Consider the following 17,682-nt stretch of genomic DNA (forward strand, 5'->3'; position numbering starts at 1 on the left):
CAAATAGTCTATAATATTTAGAAGTAGTATGTCATATTGATCGTTGGGTGGTGAAAAGATGGAATTATCGAATAGGCAAGAACAAATCATTGAAATTGTAAAAGGAAATGGCCCGATAACTGGTGAAAAGATTGCTGATCAGTTGGGTTTGACAAGAGCAACCTTACGACCGGATTTGGCAATTTTAACGATGGCAGGTTTTCTTGATGCAAGACCACGTGTTGGTTATTTTTATACAGGTAAAACCGGTTCTGAATTATTAACAGAAAAAATAAAGCAATATAAAGTGCAGGAATTTCAGCATATACCCATCGTAGTGAAAGAAGAAGTATCCGTATATGATGCTATTTCCACTATGTTTTTAGAGGATGTAGGAACGTTATTCGTAGTGGACGACAATTCATGTTTAACTGGTGTGCTCTCACGAAAGGATTTATTAAGAGCAAGTATTGGTCAGCAGGATTTAAATGCTGTTCCTGTACATATCATTATGACAAGAATGCCAAACATTACAGTGTGCAGGAAAGAGGATTTAATTATTGATGTGGCACAGAAATTAATAAATAAACAAATCGATGGAATACCTGTAGTTAAAGACAAAAATGAAGGTCTGGAAGTAGTTGGTCGCGTTACAAAAACGACAATAACAAAAGTGTTTGTTGAATTAATTACAGATGATCAGATATAAAAGAACATCCACTATATATAGAGATATCGGATGAGAGGAGTTTAAAGATGGGTGCTAAGCCAATTGTGTACGTTTTATCTGATTCTGTTGGAGAAACAGCAGAGTTAGTAATAAAAGCAGGATTAAGTCAGTTCAATAATGGGGAATTTAAAATACATCGCATTCCATATGTTGATGATAAAGGGACTATCGATGAATCCATACAATTAGCAAAAGCGGAAAATGGGATTATCGGATTTACGCTAGTTGATCCTGTTCTTAGAAACTACGTAAATGATAAAGCAAAACAAATGAATATTGAGTCAATTGATATTATGGGTCCAATGCTAAGTGCAATGGAAAAGGTTTTCGACGATGCTCCACGTCTTGAGCCAGGTTTGGTTCATAAACTTGATGAAGATTACTTTAAAAGAGTTGAAGCTATTGAGTTTGCTGTAAAATATGATGATGGTCGTGATTCGAGAGGAATTGCTCGGGCAGATATTGTCTTAGTTGGTGTCTCCCGTACTTCCAAGACTCCTTTATCCCAGTATTTAGCACATAAGCGATTTAAGGTTGCAAATGTTCCCATTGTGCCGGAGGTAGACCCGCCTGAAGAATTATATGGTGTTGATTCCGCAAAATGTATTGGTTTAAGAATCAGCCCGGAAAAACTAAATGAAATTAGAAGGGAACGATTAAAAGCATTGGGATTGGGAGACCAGGCTACATATGCCAACCTAGATAGAATCCATCAGGAACTGGAATATTTCGATAAGGTAGTTAATAAAATTGGATGCAAAGTTATTGATGTTTCCAATAAAGCGGTGGAAGAGACAGCAAATAATATTTTACAAATAATCCGCAACTAATGAAAACAAAAGATAAAAAACATTCTACAAGCCAATTGTAGAATGTTTTTTAAAGTTTTATTAAAAAAATATGAAATAAGAAGCGATATTATTAGCATTTTTATTAAAATTGTATTATAATCATTTTTTGTGTAAAGATATAAGTAACGAACAGAACTGGTATTACTATTGGCATATTCTGAAAAATAAAACATTCAAAATTAAGAAGGATTCCAGTAGTATTATGTAGAACTAGATAGATAAGGCTGTTTTAGAAACTGTTTGGAATTTATACAGACAGCTGGGTTTACGTATCATCCGTGAGAGGAACAATAGCTAAGTATACTATAAGAAAATTATCAACAGGAATTATCCTTCGAATCGAATTATATAAGACAGAAGGAAATTTTTTTCGAGTTTTGAAAAAAACTTGTCGAAAAATGAAGGATTTTCTTAAAGAGAAACGAATAATATAGTATGGTGGTGTATATGGCCAATCAAATACCTGAAGAGGTAATCGAAGAAATTCGAAAAGCTAATGATATTGTGGATGTTATTGGCGAATATGTACAATTGAAGAAGCAAGGAAGGAATTTCTTTGGTCTATGCCCATTCCATGGTGAGAAAACTCCATCTTTTTCAGTTACACAGGAAAAGCAAATTTTTCATTGTTTTGGCTGTGGGAAAGGTGGAAATGTAGTTACCTTTCTGATGGAAATGGAAAGCTTCTCATTTTACGAGGCTTTAAAGTTTCTTTCAGAACGTAGTGGTATTGACTTACCTGACTCAGGAGTGAAGCATGAAACTTCCATGTCACTGGAAAACCAAAATATATTATCCGCTTATGAGTGGCTTACGAAGCTTTATCATCATTTGCTAAGATTTACAAAGGATGGAAAAGAGGGATATAGCTATTTTAAAGATAGAGGGGTAATGGACGAATCCATTGATGAATTTCAACTTGGCTTTGCACCAAATGTAAAAGATTTCACTGCGGAATTTCTTGTTAAAAAGGGATTCCACCAACAATTACTCATCAAGGCGGGTTTAGTAACATTAAAAGATGACAATAGTGTAACAGACCGCTTTAGAGGAAGAGTTATATTTCCAATACGAAATCATTTAGGGAAAACAGTCGCTTTTGGAGCCCGTTCTATTACAGATCAAGGTCCCAAATATTTAAATAGCTCTGAAACTGAATTATTTCAAAAAGGAAAACTGCTATTTAACTTTGATTTAGCGAAAAGATATATACGAAAAGAAAGTGAAGCTGTTCTTTTCGAAGGGTATATGGATGTTATATCAGCATATCAGGCGGGTGTGAAAAATGTTGTTGCCACAATGGGGACTGCATTAACAGAATCGCAAGCAAAACTGCTTAAACGCTATGTGGATACCGTAATACTCTGTTATGACGGAGATCGGGCAGGACTTGAAGCAACTTATAAAGCTGCAAATTTATTACGTAGTGTTGGTTGTATTGTTAAAATTGCAAAATTAAATGAAGATATGGATCCAGATAGCTTTATTAAAGAAAATGGAGCCGAAGCTTTTCAAAATGAGGTTATTAAAGCAAGTGATACATTTATCAGCTTCTATATGCGGTTTATGAAACAGGATTATAACTTAAGTGTTGAGGGAGATCGCATAAATTATATAGCAACTATTCTTAATCAACTTGCGATGATTGATAGTCCAGTTGAACGGGAATATTATGTAAAAGAGCTGAGTAATGAATTTGATTTTTCAATGGATACATTGACTGATGAAATCCAAACAATCAGGCAAAAGAAGGGTATTCATAAGGATAAGAGAGAAAAGAACAGATATACTAATAAAACAGCAAGATTTATTCAAAACAAAAAATTACTACCGGCTTTTCATAATGCTGAAAGAAAGCTTATTTCATATATGCTGCAAGATGCTTACATTACGGATAAAGTTCAGACTGAGATTGGTGCAGGCTTTAACTTGGATGAGCATAAAATAATAGCAACCTATTTGTATGCATATTATGAAGAGGGACATCCTGCTGATGTTAGTCTGTTTATTGAAAAGCTGACAGACGAAAGAGTAAAACATTTGGTTATAGAAATAGCTATGAATCCATTACACAATGATATCAGTGATAAAGAAATTGATGATTATATTAAAATTATACATGCTGAGAATGGTGATAAGCATAGTATAAAAACACTGCAAGAACAAAGCAAATTAGCTGAACAGCAAAATGATCCTATAAAAGCTGCGCAAATACTGAAGCAAATAATTGAAATACAGAAACAAATGAAGAACACAAATTGAATGATTAAGTAGTCTGGAAGGAGGGGGACTCATGGCAGAAAAGAAGCCTTCACAAACAAAAGAAAATGAAACAGAGCTAACACTCGAACAAGCAAAGGAACAATTGCTTGAAATGGGAAAAAAACGTGGTGTATTAGCTTATGAAGAGGTTGCGGATCGCCTGTCCAATTTTGTGATTGAATCTGATCAAATGGACGAGTTTTATGAGTACCTGGGAGAACAAGGTGTAGAAATAATTGGTGAATCTGAGGATGATCCAAATATGCAGCAGATTTCTAAAGAAGAAGAATTTAATACGAATGATTTAAGTGTTCCACTTGGCATCAAAATAAATGACCCGGTCCGTATGTATTTGAAGGAAATAGGCCGTGTTGATTTATTATCTGCTGCTCAGGAAATCGAGCTTGCAACCCGTATAGAAAAAGGTGATGAAGAAGCCAAGCGCCGTCTGGCAGAAGCAAACTTGCGACTTGTTGTAAGTATTGCAAAACGTTATGTTGGCCGTGGCATGCTATTTCTTGATCTAATCCAGGAAGGTAACATGGGTTTAATTAAAGCTGTGGAAAAATTTGATTACCGAAAAGGGTTTAAATTCAGTACGTATGCAACATGGTGGATCCGTCAGGCAATTACGCGTGCTATTGCCGATCAGGCAAGAACAATACGTATACCCGTTCATATGGTGGAAACGATCAATAAGTTAATTCGTGTACAACGTCAATTATTGCAGGATCTCGGACGTGAACCAACGCCTGAGGAAATTGGTGAAGAAATGGAATTAACACCGGATAAAGTCCGTGATATTCTTAAAATAGCCCAGGAACCTGTCTCGTTGGAAACACCAATTGGTGAAGAAGATGATTCCCACTTAGGTGATTTTATCGAGGATCAGGAAGCAGTCTCCCCCTCAGATCATGCGGCATACGAACTTCTTAAAGAACAGTTGGAAGATGTACTGGACACTCTTACTGATCGAGAAGAGAATGTTTTACGTCTGCGTTTTGGACTGGACGATGGACGGACCAGAACATTGGAAGAGGTTGGAAAAGTATTTGGTGTAACTAGGGAAAGAATCCGTCAAATTGAAGCTAAAGCATTAAGAAAACTAAGGCATCCAAGTCGTAGTAAACGACTAAAGGACTTTTTGGATTAATAAGCGGCTTCAGTCATTGTACACATATTCTGTGCACAATGACTTTTCTGTGCCTTCTATCTATTGATAGTGAAAAAAATAGTAAGTTTCAGCATACCAGCTGCCGGCGGAGTGAAATCTATGTCAGATAACCGAATCACTACAATTGTTAAGGAAATAAACTACTGGAAGCAACATAATCTGCTTCCTGAAGTTTATTGTGATTTTCTCCTGGCATTATATACGAAAGGGGAAAATGAAGAAGTTCCTGAACCATCGTATACAAAAGCTGGAAAAATTATGTTAATCATTCAACTTATACTTTTGCTACTGTTGTTACCGTTTTCATTTCTTGTTTTATATTTTACGCAATTTCATCTGATATTGCAAATTAGTATATTATTTCTTTTTTTATGCTATTCTTTTTGGATCTATGTATATTTTAAAAAAAGTGAAAATGGATTTTATCACATAGCCCTGATTACAAATCTGATTATAATTTTAATGGCAACCGTTTATCTATGTAAATTATATTTTGATTTAATAAACCTATTATATATTGTCATCATGTTAAATTTTATCTTCTGGCTGTTAGTAAGCTATAAAAATAAGATAAAGTATCTTATGGTATGTAGTGTTTTAGGTATACTATTTACTGTTTCTTATATTGTTTTATAAAAATTCACATCTAAACACTTTAAACTATTTTGTTTTTCGAGTAAAATGAATATAGTCTTTTAACAAATAAGAATATGGGGATTACATAAGGAGGAAACTAAGGTGAAGAACAATGCAGCTGTCCCATATGCAATAATAGCTATTCTTGGGATACTTACAGTAATTGTAATTTCGTTTATTGGTTTAAATCAGCGTGAAGACATTCAGCAGGCTGAAGAAGGCGGCGGTGAACAAACAGAAGAGTCACAAGAAGGAGAAACTACAGGAAATCCTGAAGAAATATTCTCTTCCAACTGTGCAAGCTGTCATGGTGCTGATCTATCCGGTGGAGTAGGTCCAGACTTAACTCAAGTAGGAAGTGATCTTTCAAAAGAAGATATTCAGAATATCATTATTAATGGTCAAGGATCAATGCCTCCTGGACTGGCTACAGATGCTGAAGCAGAGGTACTAGCAAGCTGGTTATCTGAAAAACAGTAATGTATAATGAAATATATTAAAAAGTTAAGCTTTCTGCTATGAACAGAAGGCTTTTCTTTTTCTCTTAAAGGCATTGTAAGTTTTCTGTTCTCGGGCAGATGTTCTTGCTCTTGGGCTGATGAAGACAGCTAATCCACTAAGACAAGCCCTGCGCTAAATGAAGTAAAACTACAGGTTAAAAGTATAGGAAAGTAGAGATATTTATGACGAATTCGATAAAACTATCAAAAAGATTAAGTAAAGTAGCCTCATATCTTCCAGAAGGGGCTTTATTTGCAGATATTGGTTCAGACCATGCATATTTACCGTGCTATGTTTGCTTGCATGATAATACGGCAAAAGCTATTGCAGGAGAATTGAATGTTGGACCATATAATAGTGCTGTTGATACTGTCAATCAACATGAATTATCAAAAGTAATAGAAGTTCGATTGGGAAATGGGCTGCAAATATTAAACAAAGGAGAAGTACGTCAGTTGGTAATTGCCGGAATAGGCGGACCTTTGATCAAAACGATATTAGATGAGGGCATTCAAAAGCTGGATGGGGTTGAACGAATCATTGCCCAACCAAATATTGATGCCGGAAATGTTAGAAAGTGGTTTTACGAAAATGGGTTTACAATTACGAACGAGGCGATACTGGAAGAAAGTGGTCATATTTATGAAATAGTCGTCGCAGATAAAAATGCAGCTGCCAACCCCTTTGAAGCAGATGATTTAGAAAAGCAATTATTATTCGGACCATTACTATTAAAAGAAAAAACAGAAGTATTTTTTTACAAATGGAAAACTGAATATGAAAAATTACAACGTGTAATTGATCAAATGAATAAAGCGACTATAAAAAATGATAAAAAGATACAGCAGTTTCAGAAAGAGTTGAAATGGATGAAGGAGGTTTTAATGAATGAAAAATAAACAAACTAATTCAGATATTTTTAATCTCATGGAAAACTGGGCGCCCAAGAATCTTGCATATGACTGGGACAATGTTGGATTACAGGTAGGCACCTATAATAAACAGGTGAAAAAAGTTATGATAACATTGGACGTCCTAGAGACAGTTGTAGATGAAGCAATTGATAAAGGGGTTGACTTGATCATTGCACATCACCCACTTTTATTTAAGCCACTGAAACAGGTGAATATTGAATCTGTTCAAGGACGCATTATCCACAAACTAATTCAGCACAATATAACTGTATATGCATCACATACAAATTTAGATACAGCTAATGGCGGTGTGAATGATATACTTTGTGATTTGCTGGGAATAGGAAGCAGCAAGGTTCTAGTTCATACTGCTACGGAAAAGCTTTATAAAATTGCTGTTTTTGTTCCAAAATCACATATGCATAATATTCGGGAAGCATTAAGTGAAGGTGGTGCGGGACATATTGGTAATTATAGTCACTGCACGTTCCAATCTGAAGGCCAGGGGACTTTTAAACCTCTTGAGGGGACAAACCCATACATTGGATCCCAGGATGAGTTAGAGCTGGTTGATGAAGTCAAAATCGAAACAATTGTACAGGAGAAAAAGCTTTCCAATGTGATTCGTGCTATGATAAAGGCACATCCATATGAAGAAGTTGCCTATGATATTTTTCCATTACAAAATAAAGGCGAAGCGTTTGGAATTGGCCGTATTGGTAAATTAGATTCTCCGATGTTTATGGAGGAATTTTGCGAACATATAAAAGAAGTTTTGGATGTACCAACCGTTCGCTTCACAGGTAATTTAACAAAAAAAGTGGACAAGGTTGCAATATTGGGTGGAAGTGGAGAAAAATACATCCATACAGCTAAGCAGCAGGGAGCAGATGTCTATATTACCGGGGATATGAGTTTTCATATGGCACAAGATGCTTGGCAGATGGGGCTATCTGTAATTGATCCAGGCCACTATATCGAAAAAGTAATGAAAAAGGCAACAAAACAGTATTTGGATAAAATACTTAAAAAAGATAATGTTGAGGTCATTTTATCAGAAGTTAATACAGAGCCATTTTTATTTATTTAATAATTAATTTAACCAGGCTATATTCTAAAAGGCTGGGACTTTGCACTCAATCGTCCCACCAAAAATTGTATAGCAGTCGTATAAAAACGATAAATTAGATGAAAACAGTCTTACCTAAAAAGGAGTACTATTATATGAAAATAAACAGCTTCAATGATTTTTCATTTGACCAGGAATTAATGGATGTCATAAACCGGTTGAAATTTCGGGAACCAACAGAAGTTCAAAAACAAGTAATTCCTGCAATTTTACAAGGAACAAGTGTTATCGGACAATCACGTACAGGATCCGGAAAGACACATGCATTTTTGCTTCCATTATTTAACCAGATGGATGTAAACAAACGTCAGGTTCAATTTGTCATTACTGCCCCCACAAGGGAATTGGCAACGCAATTACATGAGGAAGTAAAAAAGATCATCCATTATGCAGGCAAAGAGCAGCAGTGGATTTCAAAATTGCTTGTTGGTGGAACAGATAAGCAAAAAATGGTGGACAAGCTTAAAGATCCCCCACATATCATTGTAGGTACACCAGGAAGAATTCTGGATCTTGTGAAAGAGGAAGCAGTTTCTATTTATTCAGCCGCTTCATTTGTCATAGATGAAGCTGACTTAATGCTTGATTTAGGGTTTATTAATGATGTGGATCAATTATTGCTTCGTTGTAAAAAGGAGATCCAATTACTTGTATTTTCGGCAACTATTCCACAACGATTGCAACATTTTTTTAAGAAATATTTAGAAAATCCATTATATGTTAAAGTGGATGATCACTTTTCACCTGAAACAATGGAACACAGATTGATTGATCTAAGACATCGTAATGAAGCAGATATTATTATTGAAATATCAAAAACAATTCAGCCTTATTTGGCCATTATATTTACGAATGGAAAAGAAATAGCCAACAAACTTGCAGCTTCTCTGCAGGAAAAAGGTCTGGACGTTGGTTTGATACATGGCGGATTAACTCCCAGGGAGCGTAAGCGTGTTTTAAAAGATATTCAAAATCTCCGTTATCAATATATCGTCGCAACAGATTTGGCAGCAAGAGGTATTGATATAAAAGGTGTCAGCCATGTAATTAATGCTCAAATTCCAAAAGAAGAAGATTTCTACATTCACCGTGTTGGCAGAACGGCTAGAGCAGGTCTGGAAGGTACAGCTATAAGTATTTATCAGGAACATGATATTAAACTAATTGAAAAGCTTGAACAAAAAGGATTAAGTTTTACTTATACAGATATTAAAAACGGTGAATGGCGCGATGCAAAACCATGGAATGAACGTAATTTACGGACAAAAACAGATACAGATATTGAGAAGGAAGCCTGGAAACGTGTACGGAAATCGAATAAGGTAAAACCAGGCTATAAGAAAAAAATGAAAACACAGCAGGAATTCATTAAAAGGCAGTTATCAAAGAAAAATAAATATAACAAATAGATATTTTTATATAGATGCAATTTTTATAGGGAAAAGGGAGAGATTTATTCATGTTAAAAATCGGATCACATGTTTCGATGAGTGGTAAGAAAATGCTATTAGGTTCAAGTGAAGAAGCTGCTTCCTATGGCGCAAATACTTTTATGATCTATACAGGAGCACCACAAAACACAAGAAGAAAACCCATCGAAGAATTAAACATCAAGGCAGGTAGTGAACATATGGCTGAAAATGGTATGTCAGATATTGTTGTACATGCACCATATATAATTAATATTGCAAATACAACCAAGCCGGAAACCTTTGATTTAGGTGTGAGATTTTTACGAAGTGAAATAGACCGAACCGAGGCATTAGGTGCGAAGCAAATTGTTCTTCACCCTGGAGCACATGTTGGAGCAGGGGTGGAAGAAGGAACGAAAAAAATCATCGAAGGTTTAAATGAGGTACTGGAAAAAGACAAAGATGTCCAGATTGCACTGGAAACAATGGCTGGAAAAGGTACAGAAATAGGAAGAACCTTCGATGAATTAGCCCATATTTTTGATGGCGTAACGCATAATGAAAAATTATCCGTCTGCATGGATACGTGTCATATCCATGATGGGGGATATGATGTTGTAAATGACTTCGATGGTGTATTAAATGAATTTGATAAAATAATTGGTTTAGATCGTCTGAAAGTAATTCATGTAAATGATAGTAAAAATGTACGTGGGGCTCATAAGGATCGACATGAGAATATAGGCTTTGGATATATAGGGTTTGAAGCATTGCATGGTGTTATTCATCATCCACAGTTAAAACATTTACCAAAAATATTAGAAACACCTTATGTTGGTGAAGATAAAAAAAATAAAAAACCGCCATACAAATTTGAAATAGATATGATAAAAGACGGTTCATTTATCTCAGATCTAAAAGAAAAAATTGTTAATGGTTAAACTGGAAGAGGCTGTACAGAATACAGCCTCTTTCTTTTTTTAGTTAAACAGATGCTCTAAACCATAAGTTTTAATTAACTCATAAAATAAGTTCTGCGCTTTTTTTGCTGTTTCTGTATTGGTGATGCCAGCTAGTTGTTTAAACATTTTTTCCTGACTATTTTTATTGAAAGGATCAACGGGATTTCTTCTGACATATGTTGAAATACTTTGTGCTTCTGTTTCTGTAACGGAAAAACCGTATTGCTTCCCATAATAAAGTATTTCTTCAGGTGAAAGCTGTTTTAGTTTGTTTTTTATCATTTCTTTAATAAATATGGACATAATCATACTCCTTTGAAATGGAAACTATTGTAATATATGCAGAGTAAATTAAATCAGATACATAATTAACACCATAAAATCGACTAACATTTTAGAGTTACCAGAAATTAGCATAATTATATGTTTGATTTATCCATAAACTATAACAGCACCTCAACTAGAAGAAAGGGAGGTCTTGTTTATGGATGAATTTCAAAGGTACAAAAATAAAGAAATAGAAGAACCACCAAATCATGGAGAACAAAAAAGAAACAAGGATTTCGTTGGTGTAGAGCCGGACAGCTCCAGAAATGAAGAATTCGCTGCAGAGTTAACGGCAGACGATTATGATGAAGTACTAAATCAGGAAGATACTGATGTCAACAGCACATTTGGTTGGATTGGTTTAGCTTTATCCGTTGTTTCATTTTTCATGATGCCGATTATTCTTGGAGCTGCAGGGATCATCCTTGGTTTTGTTTCCAGAAGTCGTGGAGCAGATACGTTAGGTAATATTGCTATTGCCGCAGGGGCAATCTCTATTATCATAAGACTGTTTATATTACCCTTTGTATAGACTGTGGGAGGCTGTTATTGCAGCCTCTTTCTTTTATTTCATTGTATAGACGGGAAAATAATAAAAAGAGCCTTCTTTAAGGTTATATGGATCTTTTATTTGAGGATTTGCTATGTTGAAATCAGTTAAAATCTGTTCCATATCAAGTAGCTGTATGCTATCATTATTTATTTTTTCAACAATCGAAAGAACCGTTTCCCCTGGTTCGACTTTCATTTGAAGTACAGAAAGTTTTAGTTCAACAGGCATGTTATTTTTTATTTCATCCGGGGTTTCAGGTGTCAAGTCTTTATATATACTTATGATAAAAAGTAGGATAAGACCATAAATAAATAATTTTTTTAAGAAATTCATATTATTTACCCCTTTTTAAATGAAACATTTTATAATGGTAATACGTACATTAAGTAAGTGGGGAGGAGGAAATGATATGGATATATTTAATAACGATTGGATAGGGTTTGTGATCACAGGATTTGCTACATTATTTTTAATTGGAGAGGTCCTGATTAATGCACGTGGAATCTTTGGATTATTAGGGATTGGATTTATTACAGTATACTTTGGTGTCTATGTTGGAACAGGCTCTTTTCTTCTTATGCTTATTATATATTTTGTAGGATTATTACTTATTATTATTGATGGAAAAATAATAAATGATGGAACCCTTGCCACATTGGGGACAGCAGCAATGTTAACATCGGTTGCACTGGCAGCACCCAATTTAACTGCAGGCATGTATGCTGTCATTGGTGTTCTATTAGGGGGAGCAGCTTCTTTCTTCTTCTTAAAGGTATTTAAGAAAAGGGACATGTGGTCAAAAATAACATTAAAAGACCAATTAACAACAGAAGCAGGCTACAGTTCAATGAATCAGGGTTATGAAAAGTTAATTAATCAGGAAGCAGTAACTTTAAATGATTTAAGACCTGTTGGTACAATCAGAATAGATAATAAAGATTATAGTGCTATATCAAATGGACAGTGGATTGCTAAAAATAGTGCAGTTCGGATTGTTCAGGTGGATGGAACAAAGATTCTTGTTGAAAAAATTAATAAGTAAAAGCGGTTGCACCATAATGAAAAAGATAATTCTCTGGAACTTTAATAAGTCCATGGGTATTATCTTTTTTATATTTATAAGAATGAGATTTGTACATATAGGGTAGTTAATAATAGAGAGTAAATTAATTCGAATGTAAATTTAATGTAAATTATTTTTAAAACCCTTTACAAATGATTAATAATGATTTAATAATGGAAAAGGTATGTGACAAATTTCGAGCATTAACGAAGGGATGGTAGTAGTATTGGATATCGATATACAGACACTTATTTTTGAATTTATCGGGGGTCTGGGTATATTTCTTCTGGGTATAAAATATATGGGAGACGGACTTCAGAAATCAGCAGGTGACCGCTTGCGGGACATTCTTGATAAATTTACAAGTAATCCCTTTTTAGGTGTATTAGCAGGTATTATTGTAACGATACTTATACAAAGTAGTTCAGGTACAACAGTATTAACAGTAGGTTTAGTAAACGCAGGTTTTATGACATTAAGACAAGCAATTGGTGTAATTATGGGTGCCAATATTGGGACGACTGTTACTGCATTTATAATCGGTATTGATATTGGAGAATATGCACTTCCAATTATTGCAGTTGGTTGTTTCTTAATATTCTTTTTCAAAAATCAAAAGGTAACTGCAGTTGGACAAACTATCTTTGGTTTTGGAGCGCTTTTCTTTGGTTTGGAATTAATGAGCAGTGGTATGTCACCATTGAGAAGCTTGGAATCCTTTCATGATTTAACAGTAAGTATGAGTGATAATCCTATTCTAGGAGTAGTCATAGGCACTGTATTTACATTAATTGTTCAAAGCTCTAGTGCTACAATAGGTATTCTTCAAGGTTTATTTTCAGAGGGTGCAATTGAACTGAAAGCTGCCATACCTGTGTTATTTGGTGATAATATCGGGACTACAATTACCGCTATTTTAGCATCTTTGGGAGCATCTGTTGCAGCAAAGAGAGCAGCATATACACATGTTATTTTTAATTTAGTTGGTGCCACTCTATTCCTTGTATTATTGGGTATATTTACACAATTCATTTCTTTATTACAAACGCAGTTAGGTTTGAATCCTGAAATGACTTTAGCCTTCGCACATGGTAGTTTTAATATTACAAACACGATCATTCAGTTCCCTTTCATTGGCGCATTAGCGTGGATGGTTACTAAGATAGTTCCGGGTGAAGATACAATTGTGGAATATAAACCAAAACATTTAGATCCTATTTTTATTCAACAATCATCAACTTTAGCTTTAGACCAGGCAAAATCAGAGATAATTAGAATGGGCGAATACGCTTCAAATGGTCTTGAGGAAACAAATCAATATTTAAATACACAACATCAAAAGCATTCTGAAATGGCTATGCAAATTGAGGGTGCATTAAACAATTTAGACCGTAAAATAACGGATTATCTCATAGATATATCTGCAGGTTCATTATCGGAGTTAGAGAGTGCCAAGCATACAGCATTAATGGATACTGTACGTGACATCGAACGTATCGGGGACCACTTTGAAAATATTATTGAACTTATTGATTATAAAATATCGAATAAAGTTCATTTGACAGAACAGGCACAGCAAGACCTTAATGATATGTTTGAACTGACTATCCTAACTGTCAAACAAGCCGTAAAAGCTCTGGAAGCTACAGATCGAGAAGAAGCACTTGCCGTAGTACAAAAAGAGGATCAAATCGACAAAATGGAAAGAACCTATCGTAAAAAGCATATTATACGAATGAATGAGGGGCTTTGCAGTGGTTCCGCTGGTATTGTTTTCGTAGATATTATCAGTAATCTTGAACGTATTGGGGATCATGCTGTTAACATCGCAGAGGAAGTATTGGGAGAATAATCAGATAGGGAGAGGGGAGAAACCCTTCTCTCTTTTATTTTTTTGGTGTTGTTTCATCAGTATTGTACATGTTTATACAATTATTTAACAAAAGTATTGAAATCTAATTTTGAAAATGCTATTATATATATTGTCGCTTAAAGAGCTTACATATTATTCGTTTTCAAATGGTGAAAAAAAGATATTGACAGATTCTGTCGGACATGGTAAATTATATTTCGTGCTCATGCTTTTTAAGGTTTAGATTATTCCACTGCATCTAGCCGTAAGCATCAGAATCGTTCATGTGCAAAAGTGCTAACATCACCGAAAACACTTGCAACACGACGAGCACAGACATGTTAGATTATACTGCCTTGATTAACTTATATTAGATTATTCCACAGTAGCTCAGTGGTAGAGCAATCGGCTGTTAACCGATCGGTCGTAGGTTCGAATCCTACCTGTGGAGCCAATGTGGCGGCGTAGCTCAGCTGGCGAGAGCGTACGGTTCATACCCGTGAGGTCGTGGGTTCGATCCCCTCCGCCGCTACCATAAACAATATATTACGGCGGTCGTGGCGAAGTGGTAAACGCACCGGATTGTGGCTCCGGCATACGTGGGTTCGATCCCCACCGGTCGCCCCATAAATCTCTAATAACTAAATAATATTATTTGAAGGACCCTTAGCTCAGTTGGTTAGAGCTATCGGCTCATAACCGATCGGTCGCAGGTTCGAGTCCTGCAGGGTCCACCATTAATAATCATTAACCATTAAACTTCTCGGAGGTATACCCAAGTCCGGCTGAAGGGATCGGTCTTGAAAACCGACAGGCGGGTCAAACCGCGCGGGGGTTCGAATCCCTCTACCTCCTCCATACATATTTAATGCGTTTCAATGGTTAAGCTAATAGTAAGAAGAACACGACGAACAGAAAACATCTTTGATTAAACATCGAAATAATTTAAACTGCGAGAACAGCATTTAATTTTATACTAATTTATGGCTCGGTAGCTCAGTCGGTAGAGCAAGGGACTGAAAATCCCTGTGTCGGCGGTTCGATTCCGTCCCGAGCCACTTTTAATTTTACAAGCTATAGGCTTGTTTTTTTATGGAAAGATATATAGAACATTAATGGATATCCTAGTCAAAAGATGTTTTAAACTAAAAAATCAGGGAAATAGTATCCAAGTAGGGTTTAAGTTAGCAAAACCATGTTTGGGCATATCATTTGCAAGTGGGATAAAGCTTTGATAACCTTACTTTTAAAGGGTGAATTTTCAGGTCCCTTTTAATAATAAGATTATTAGAGGAGGAATTTTAGTTATGGCAAAATTTGAACTACCAGAATTACCTTATGCATATGATGCACTGGAACCAACAATCGATAAAGAAACGATGAACATTCACCATACGAAGCATCACAACACATATGTTACGAAATTAAACGGTGCTTTGGAAGGACAGGCGGATCTACAAGCAAAATCAATTGAAGATTTAGTTAGTAATCTGGATGCTGTTCCAGAAAGTGCACGTACTGCTGTTCGCAACAACGGTGGAGGACATGCTAACCACAGCCTTTTCTGGAAAGTACTTTCACCAAATGGTGGTGGAGAGCCTTCAGGAGAATTAGCTGATAAAATTAAATCTAAATTTGGCAGTTTTGATGAATTCAAAAAAGAATTCGAAACTGCAGCAGCAACTCGCTTTGGTTCCGGTTGGGCATGGCTTGTATCTAACAATGGAGAGCTTGAAGTAACTAGTACTCCAAACCAGGACAGTCCTTTAATGGAAGGTAAAACACCATTACTTGGCCTTGATGTTTGGGAACATGCATATTACCTTAAATATCAAAACAAACGCCCTGATTACGCTTCAGCATTCTGGAACGTAGTAAACTGGGATGAAGTAACAAAAAATTATAACGAAGCAAAATAAATAGTACTTTGAAAAATGCACACAGACCGTCTGTGTGCATTTTTGTATGTAATATATTCTTTAAAGATAGAGCTTTTTTGTATATATGATACCCATTTGTTTACACTATAAAGGAGACAAAAGGAGTATTTATTTATGCGAAAAAGCTTGCAATTTTATCAGGATAAAATAGACGTAAGTAAGGATTTACTTTTCTTGTTAGTTATAGGAGGTCTCTATTCATTAGGGATTTTTTTATCTAATACATTTGTAAATATTTATTTATGGAAACAGTCCGGTGACTATATTACAATTGCGATGTACAATTTGGCAATATGCTTATTTCAGCCAATCACCTTTATCATAGCCGGTAAACTCGCAAAAAAAGTAGATCGGGTAATTGTTTTAAGACTAGGGGTAATTTTTTTATCTCTATTTTTTTTGAGTGTGTTAATTATAGGTGAAAAATCATCTACCTATAACTTCATGTTGGGGAGCCTGTTAGGTATTGGTTACGGATTTTACTGGCTGGCATTTAATGTATTAACATTTGAGATCACCGAACCGGAAACCAGAGACTTTTTCAATGGCTTTTTAGGTGTCCTGCAATCCTTTGGAGGAATGATTGGTCCATTATTAGCAGGGGTAATCATAGCCAAAATGGAAGCAAACATAGGATACACTACCATTTTTACGATATCTTTTATTTTATTTATCAGTGCTGTTGCCTTCAGTTTCTTTTTAAAGAGACGCCAGGCGGAAGGAAGTTTTTATTTTAGAAGAATACTTAAAGAAAGAAAGCATAATAAAAACTGGGGCAGAATATTATATGCACATATTTTTCAGGGCTTAAGAGAAGGAATATTTTTATTTGTCATATCAATTTGGGTCTTTTTAGTAACAAAAAGTGAATTTGCTTTAGGTATGTTTAATGTATTTTTATCTGGACTGTCAATTGTTTTTTATTTTATTGCTACGAAATTTATTAAACCTCCGTTAAGAAAGAAGGCTATTTTGCTTGGGGGATTAATACTTTTCTTCTCTATCTTTATAATATTATTCGACATAAGTTACATGCTGTTGATGATCTATGCAGTTGTTATTGGGATTGCATATCCAATTATAAGTGTACCTTATGTTTCCATGACTTATGATGTAATTGGAAAGGCTTGGAAGGCAAAGGAAATGCGCGTGGAATACATTGTAGTGAGGGAAGTGTTTGTTAATCTAGGAAGAGTAATTTCCATACTGGTTTTTCTTATCGCAGTCTCCTTCTTAAATCCGGAAAAGATAATTCCGATTTTATTGGTTATATTTGGTTCAGGTCATGTATTTATTTATTTCTTTGTTAAAAATGTTCACCTGGGATCTCAGCCGAAAAAAGAAGTTTTAATAAAAGAACAGATACCGGATGAAAAAAATAGGTAAACCCCCTTAGA

The 17,682-nt window shown here is 35.1% G+C and carries 17 protein-coding genes and 6 tRNA genes; 21 read left to right on the forward strand and 2 right to left on the reverse strand.

What is annotated here, in order from left to right:
* The first annotated feature begins 58 nt into the window (after window positions 1–58).
* The 10 genes from ccpN (at window position 59) to CIL05_RS13815 (ending at window position 10,529) form a co-directional block, all read left to right on the forward strand.
* Complete coding sequence (ccpN, locus tag CIL05_RS13770; protein ID WP_095656129.1) at window positions 59–688, forward strand: transcriptional regulator CcpN; 630 nt, start codon at window positions 59–61, stop codon at window positions 686–688.
* Between the two features lie 47 nt (window positions 689–735).
* The gene (locus tag CIL05_RS13775; RefSeq protein ID WP_095656130.1) at window positions 736–1,539 is read left to right on the forward strand and encodes a pyruvate, water dikinase regulatory protein; all 804 of its coding nucleotides are present in this window, start codon (window positions 736–738) and stop codon (window positions 1,537–1,539) included.
* A gap of 468 nt (window positions 1,540–2,007) precedes the next feature.
* Window positions 2,008–3,822: a DNA primase gene (gene dnaG, locus CIL05_RS13780; RefSeq protein ID WP_095656131.1), complete on the forward strand. Its 1,815-nt coding sequence runs from the start codon at window positions 2,008–2,010 to the stop codon at window positions 3,820–3,822.
* Between the two features lie 31 nt (window positions 3,823–3,853).
* The gene (gene rpoD / locus CIL05_RS13785) at window positions 3,854–4,975 is read left to right on the forward strand and encodes an RNA polymerase sigma factor RpoD (RefSeq protein ID WP_095656132.1); all 1,122 of its coding nucleotides are present in this window, start codon (window positions 3,854–3,856) and stop codon (window positions 4,973–4,975) included.
* A gap of 120 nt (window positions 4,976–5,095) precedes the next feature.
* Window positions 5,096–5,632, forward strand: a complete 537-nt coding sequence (locus tag CIL05_RS13790; protein WP_095656133.1) for a hypothetical protein — start codon at window positions 5,096–5,098, stop codon at window positions 5,630–5,632.
* 102 nt (window positions 5,633–5,734) lie between these two features.
* The gene (gene cccA / locus CIL05_RS13795; RefSeq protein WP_095656134.1) at window positions 5,735–6,112 is read left to right on the forward strand and encodes a cytochrome c550; all 378 of its coding nucleotides are present in this window, start codon (window positions 5,735–5,737) and stop codon (window positions 6,110–6,112) included.
* Between the two features lie 203 nt (window positions 6,113–6,315).
* A complete protein-coding gene (locus tag CIL05_RS13800) occupies window positions 6,316–7,032 on the forward strand; it encodes a tRNA (adenine(22)-N(1))-methyltransferase (protein WP_095656135.1) in 717 nt (238 codons plus the stop codon).
* Window positions 7,022–8,137, forward strand: a complete 1,116-nt coding sequence (locus CIL05_RS13805) for a Nif3-like dinuclear metal center hexameric protein (RefSeq protein ID WP_095656136.1) — start codon at window positions 7,022–7,024, stop codon at window positions 8,135–8,137. Before CIL05_RS13800 ends, CIL05_RS13805 begins: the two co-directional genes overlap by 11 nt.
* Before the next feature lie 134 nt (window positions 8,138–8,271).
* Window positions 8,272–9,585 (forward strand): DEAD/DEAH box helicase, encoded by a 1,314-nt coding sequence (locus tag CIL05_RS13810; protein WP_095656137.1) that lies wholly within the window; start codon window positions 8,272–8,274, stop codon window positions 9,583–9,585.
* 50 nt (window positions 9,586–9,635) lie between these two features.
* Complete coding sequence (locus CIL05_RS13815; RefSeq protein WP_095656138.1) at window positions 9,636–10,529, forward strand: deoxyribonuclease IV; 894 nt, start codon at window positions 9,636–9,638, stop codon at window positions 10,527–10,529.
* 39 nt (window positions 10,530–10,568) lie between these two features.
* Here the strand turns inward: CIL05_RS13815 and CIL05_RS13820 are convergent, their stop codons facing one another.
* Window positions 10,569–10,853 (reverse strand): DUF2624 domain-containing protein, encoded by a 285-nt coding sequence (locus tag CIL05_RS13820; protein ID WP_095656139.1) that lies wholly within the window; start codon window positions 10,851–10,853, stop codon window positions 10,569–10,571.
* 181 nt (window positions 10,854–11,034) lie between these two features.
* On the opposite strand from CIL05_RS13820, the gene CIL05_RS13825 reads away from it, so the two are divergent.
* Entirely contained in the window at window positions 11,035–11,409 is a 375-nt protein-coding gene (locus CIL05_RS13825; protein ID WP_095656140.1) for a hypothetical protein, read from the forward strand.
* Window positions 11,410–11,442: 33 nt separating this feature from the next.
* Here the strand turns inward: CIL05_RS13825 and yqfZ are convergent, their stop codons facing one another.
* On the reverse strand, window positions 11,443–11,763 hold the full coding sequence (yqfZ, locus tag CIL05_RS13830) for a protein YqfZ (protein WP_095656141.1): 321 nt from the start codon (window positions 11,761–11,763) through the stop codon (window positions 11,443–11,445).
* Window positions 11,764–11,839: 76 nt separating this feature from the next.
* On the opposite strand from yqfZ, the gene CIL05_RS13835 reads away from it, so the two are divergent.
* The 10 genes from CIL05_RS13835 to CIL05_RS13880 all read left to right on the forward strand — a co-directional run bounded on the left by CIL05_RS13835 (window position 11,840) and on the right by CIL05_RS13880 (window position 17,671).
* Window positions 11,840–12,472, forward strand: a complete 633-nt coding sequence (locus CIL05_RS13835; protein ID WP_095656142.1) for an NfeD family protein — start codon at window positions 11,840–11,842, stop codon at window positions 12,470–12,472.
* A 247-nt stretch (window positions 12,473–12,719) separates the two neighbouring features.
* Window positions 12,720–14,345, forward strand: coding sequence for a Na/Pi cotransporter family protein (locus tag CIL05_RS13840; protein ID WP_095656143.1), 1,626 nt, complete (start codon window positions 12,720–12,722; stop codon window positions 14,343–14,345).
* 379 nt (window positions 14,346–14,724) lie between these two features.
* A tRNA-Asn gene (locus tag CIL05_RS13845) sits at window positions 14,725–14,799 on the forward strand.
* A gap of 4 nt (window positions 14,800–14,803) precedes the next feature.
* Window positions 14,804–14,880, forward strand: a tRNA-Met gene (locus CIL05_RS13850).
* Between the two features lie 16 nt (window positions 14,881–14,896).
* Window positions 14,897–14,972 (forward strand) — tRNA-His (locus CIL05_RS13855).
* Between the two features lie 33 nt (window positions 14,973–15,005).
* Window positions 15,006–15,082 (forward strand) — tRNA-Ile (locus CIL05_RS13860).
* 28 nt (window positions 15,083–15,110) lie between these two features.
* Window positions 15,111–15,203, forward strand: a tRNA-Ser gene (locus tag CIL05_RS13865).
* Between the two features lie 127 nt (window positions 15,204–15,330).
* Window positions 15,331–15,403, forward strand: a tRNA-Phe gene (locus tag CIL05_RS13870).
* 249 nt (window positions 15,404–15,652) lie between these two features.
* Complete coding sequence (locus tag CIL05_RS13875) at window positions 15,653–16,264, forward strand: superoxide dismutase (RefSeq protein WP_095656144.1); 612 nt, start codon at window positions 15,653–15,655, stop codon at window positions 16,262–16,264.
* 135 nt (window positions 16,265–16,399) lie between these two features.
* Complete coding sequence (locus CIL05_RS13880; protein ID WP_095656145.1) at window positions 16,400–17,671, forward strand: MFS transporter; 1,272 nt, start codon at window positions 16,400–16,402, stop codon at window positions 17,669–17,671.
* Window positions 17,672–17,682: the final 11 nt, after the last annotated feature.

The organism is Virgibacillus profundi, from assembly GCF_002287375.1.
Taxonomy (GTDB): Bacteria; Bacillota; Bacilli; order Bacillales; family Amphibacillaceae; genus Virgibacillus_K; species Virgibacillus_K profundi.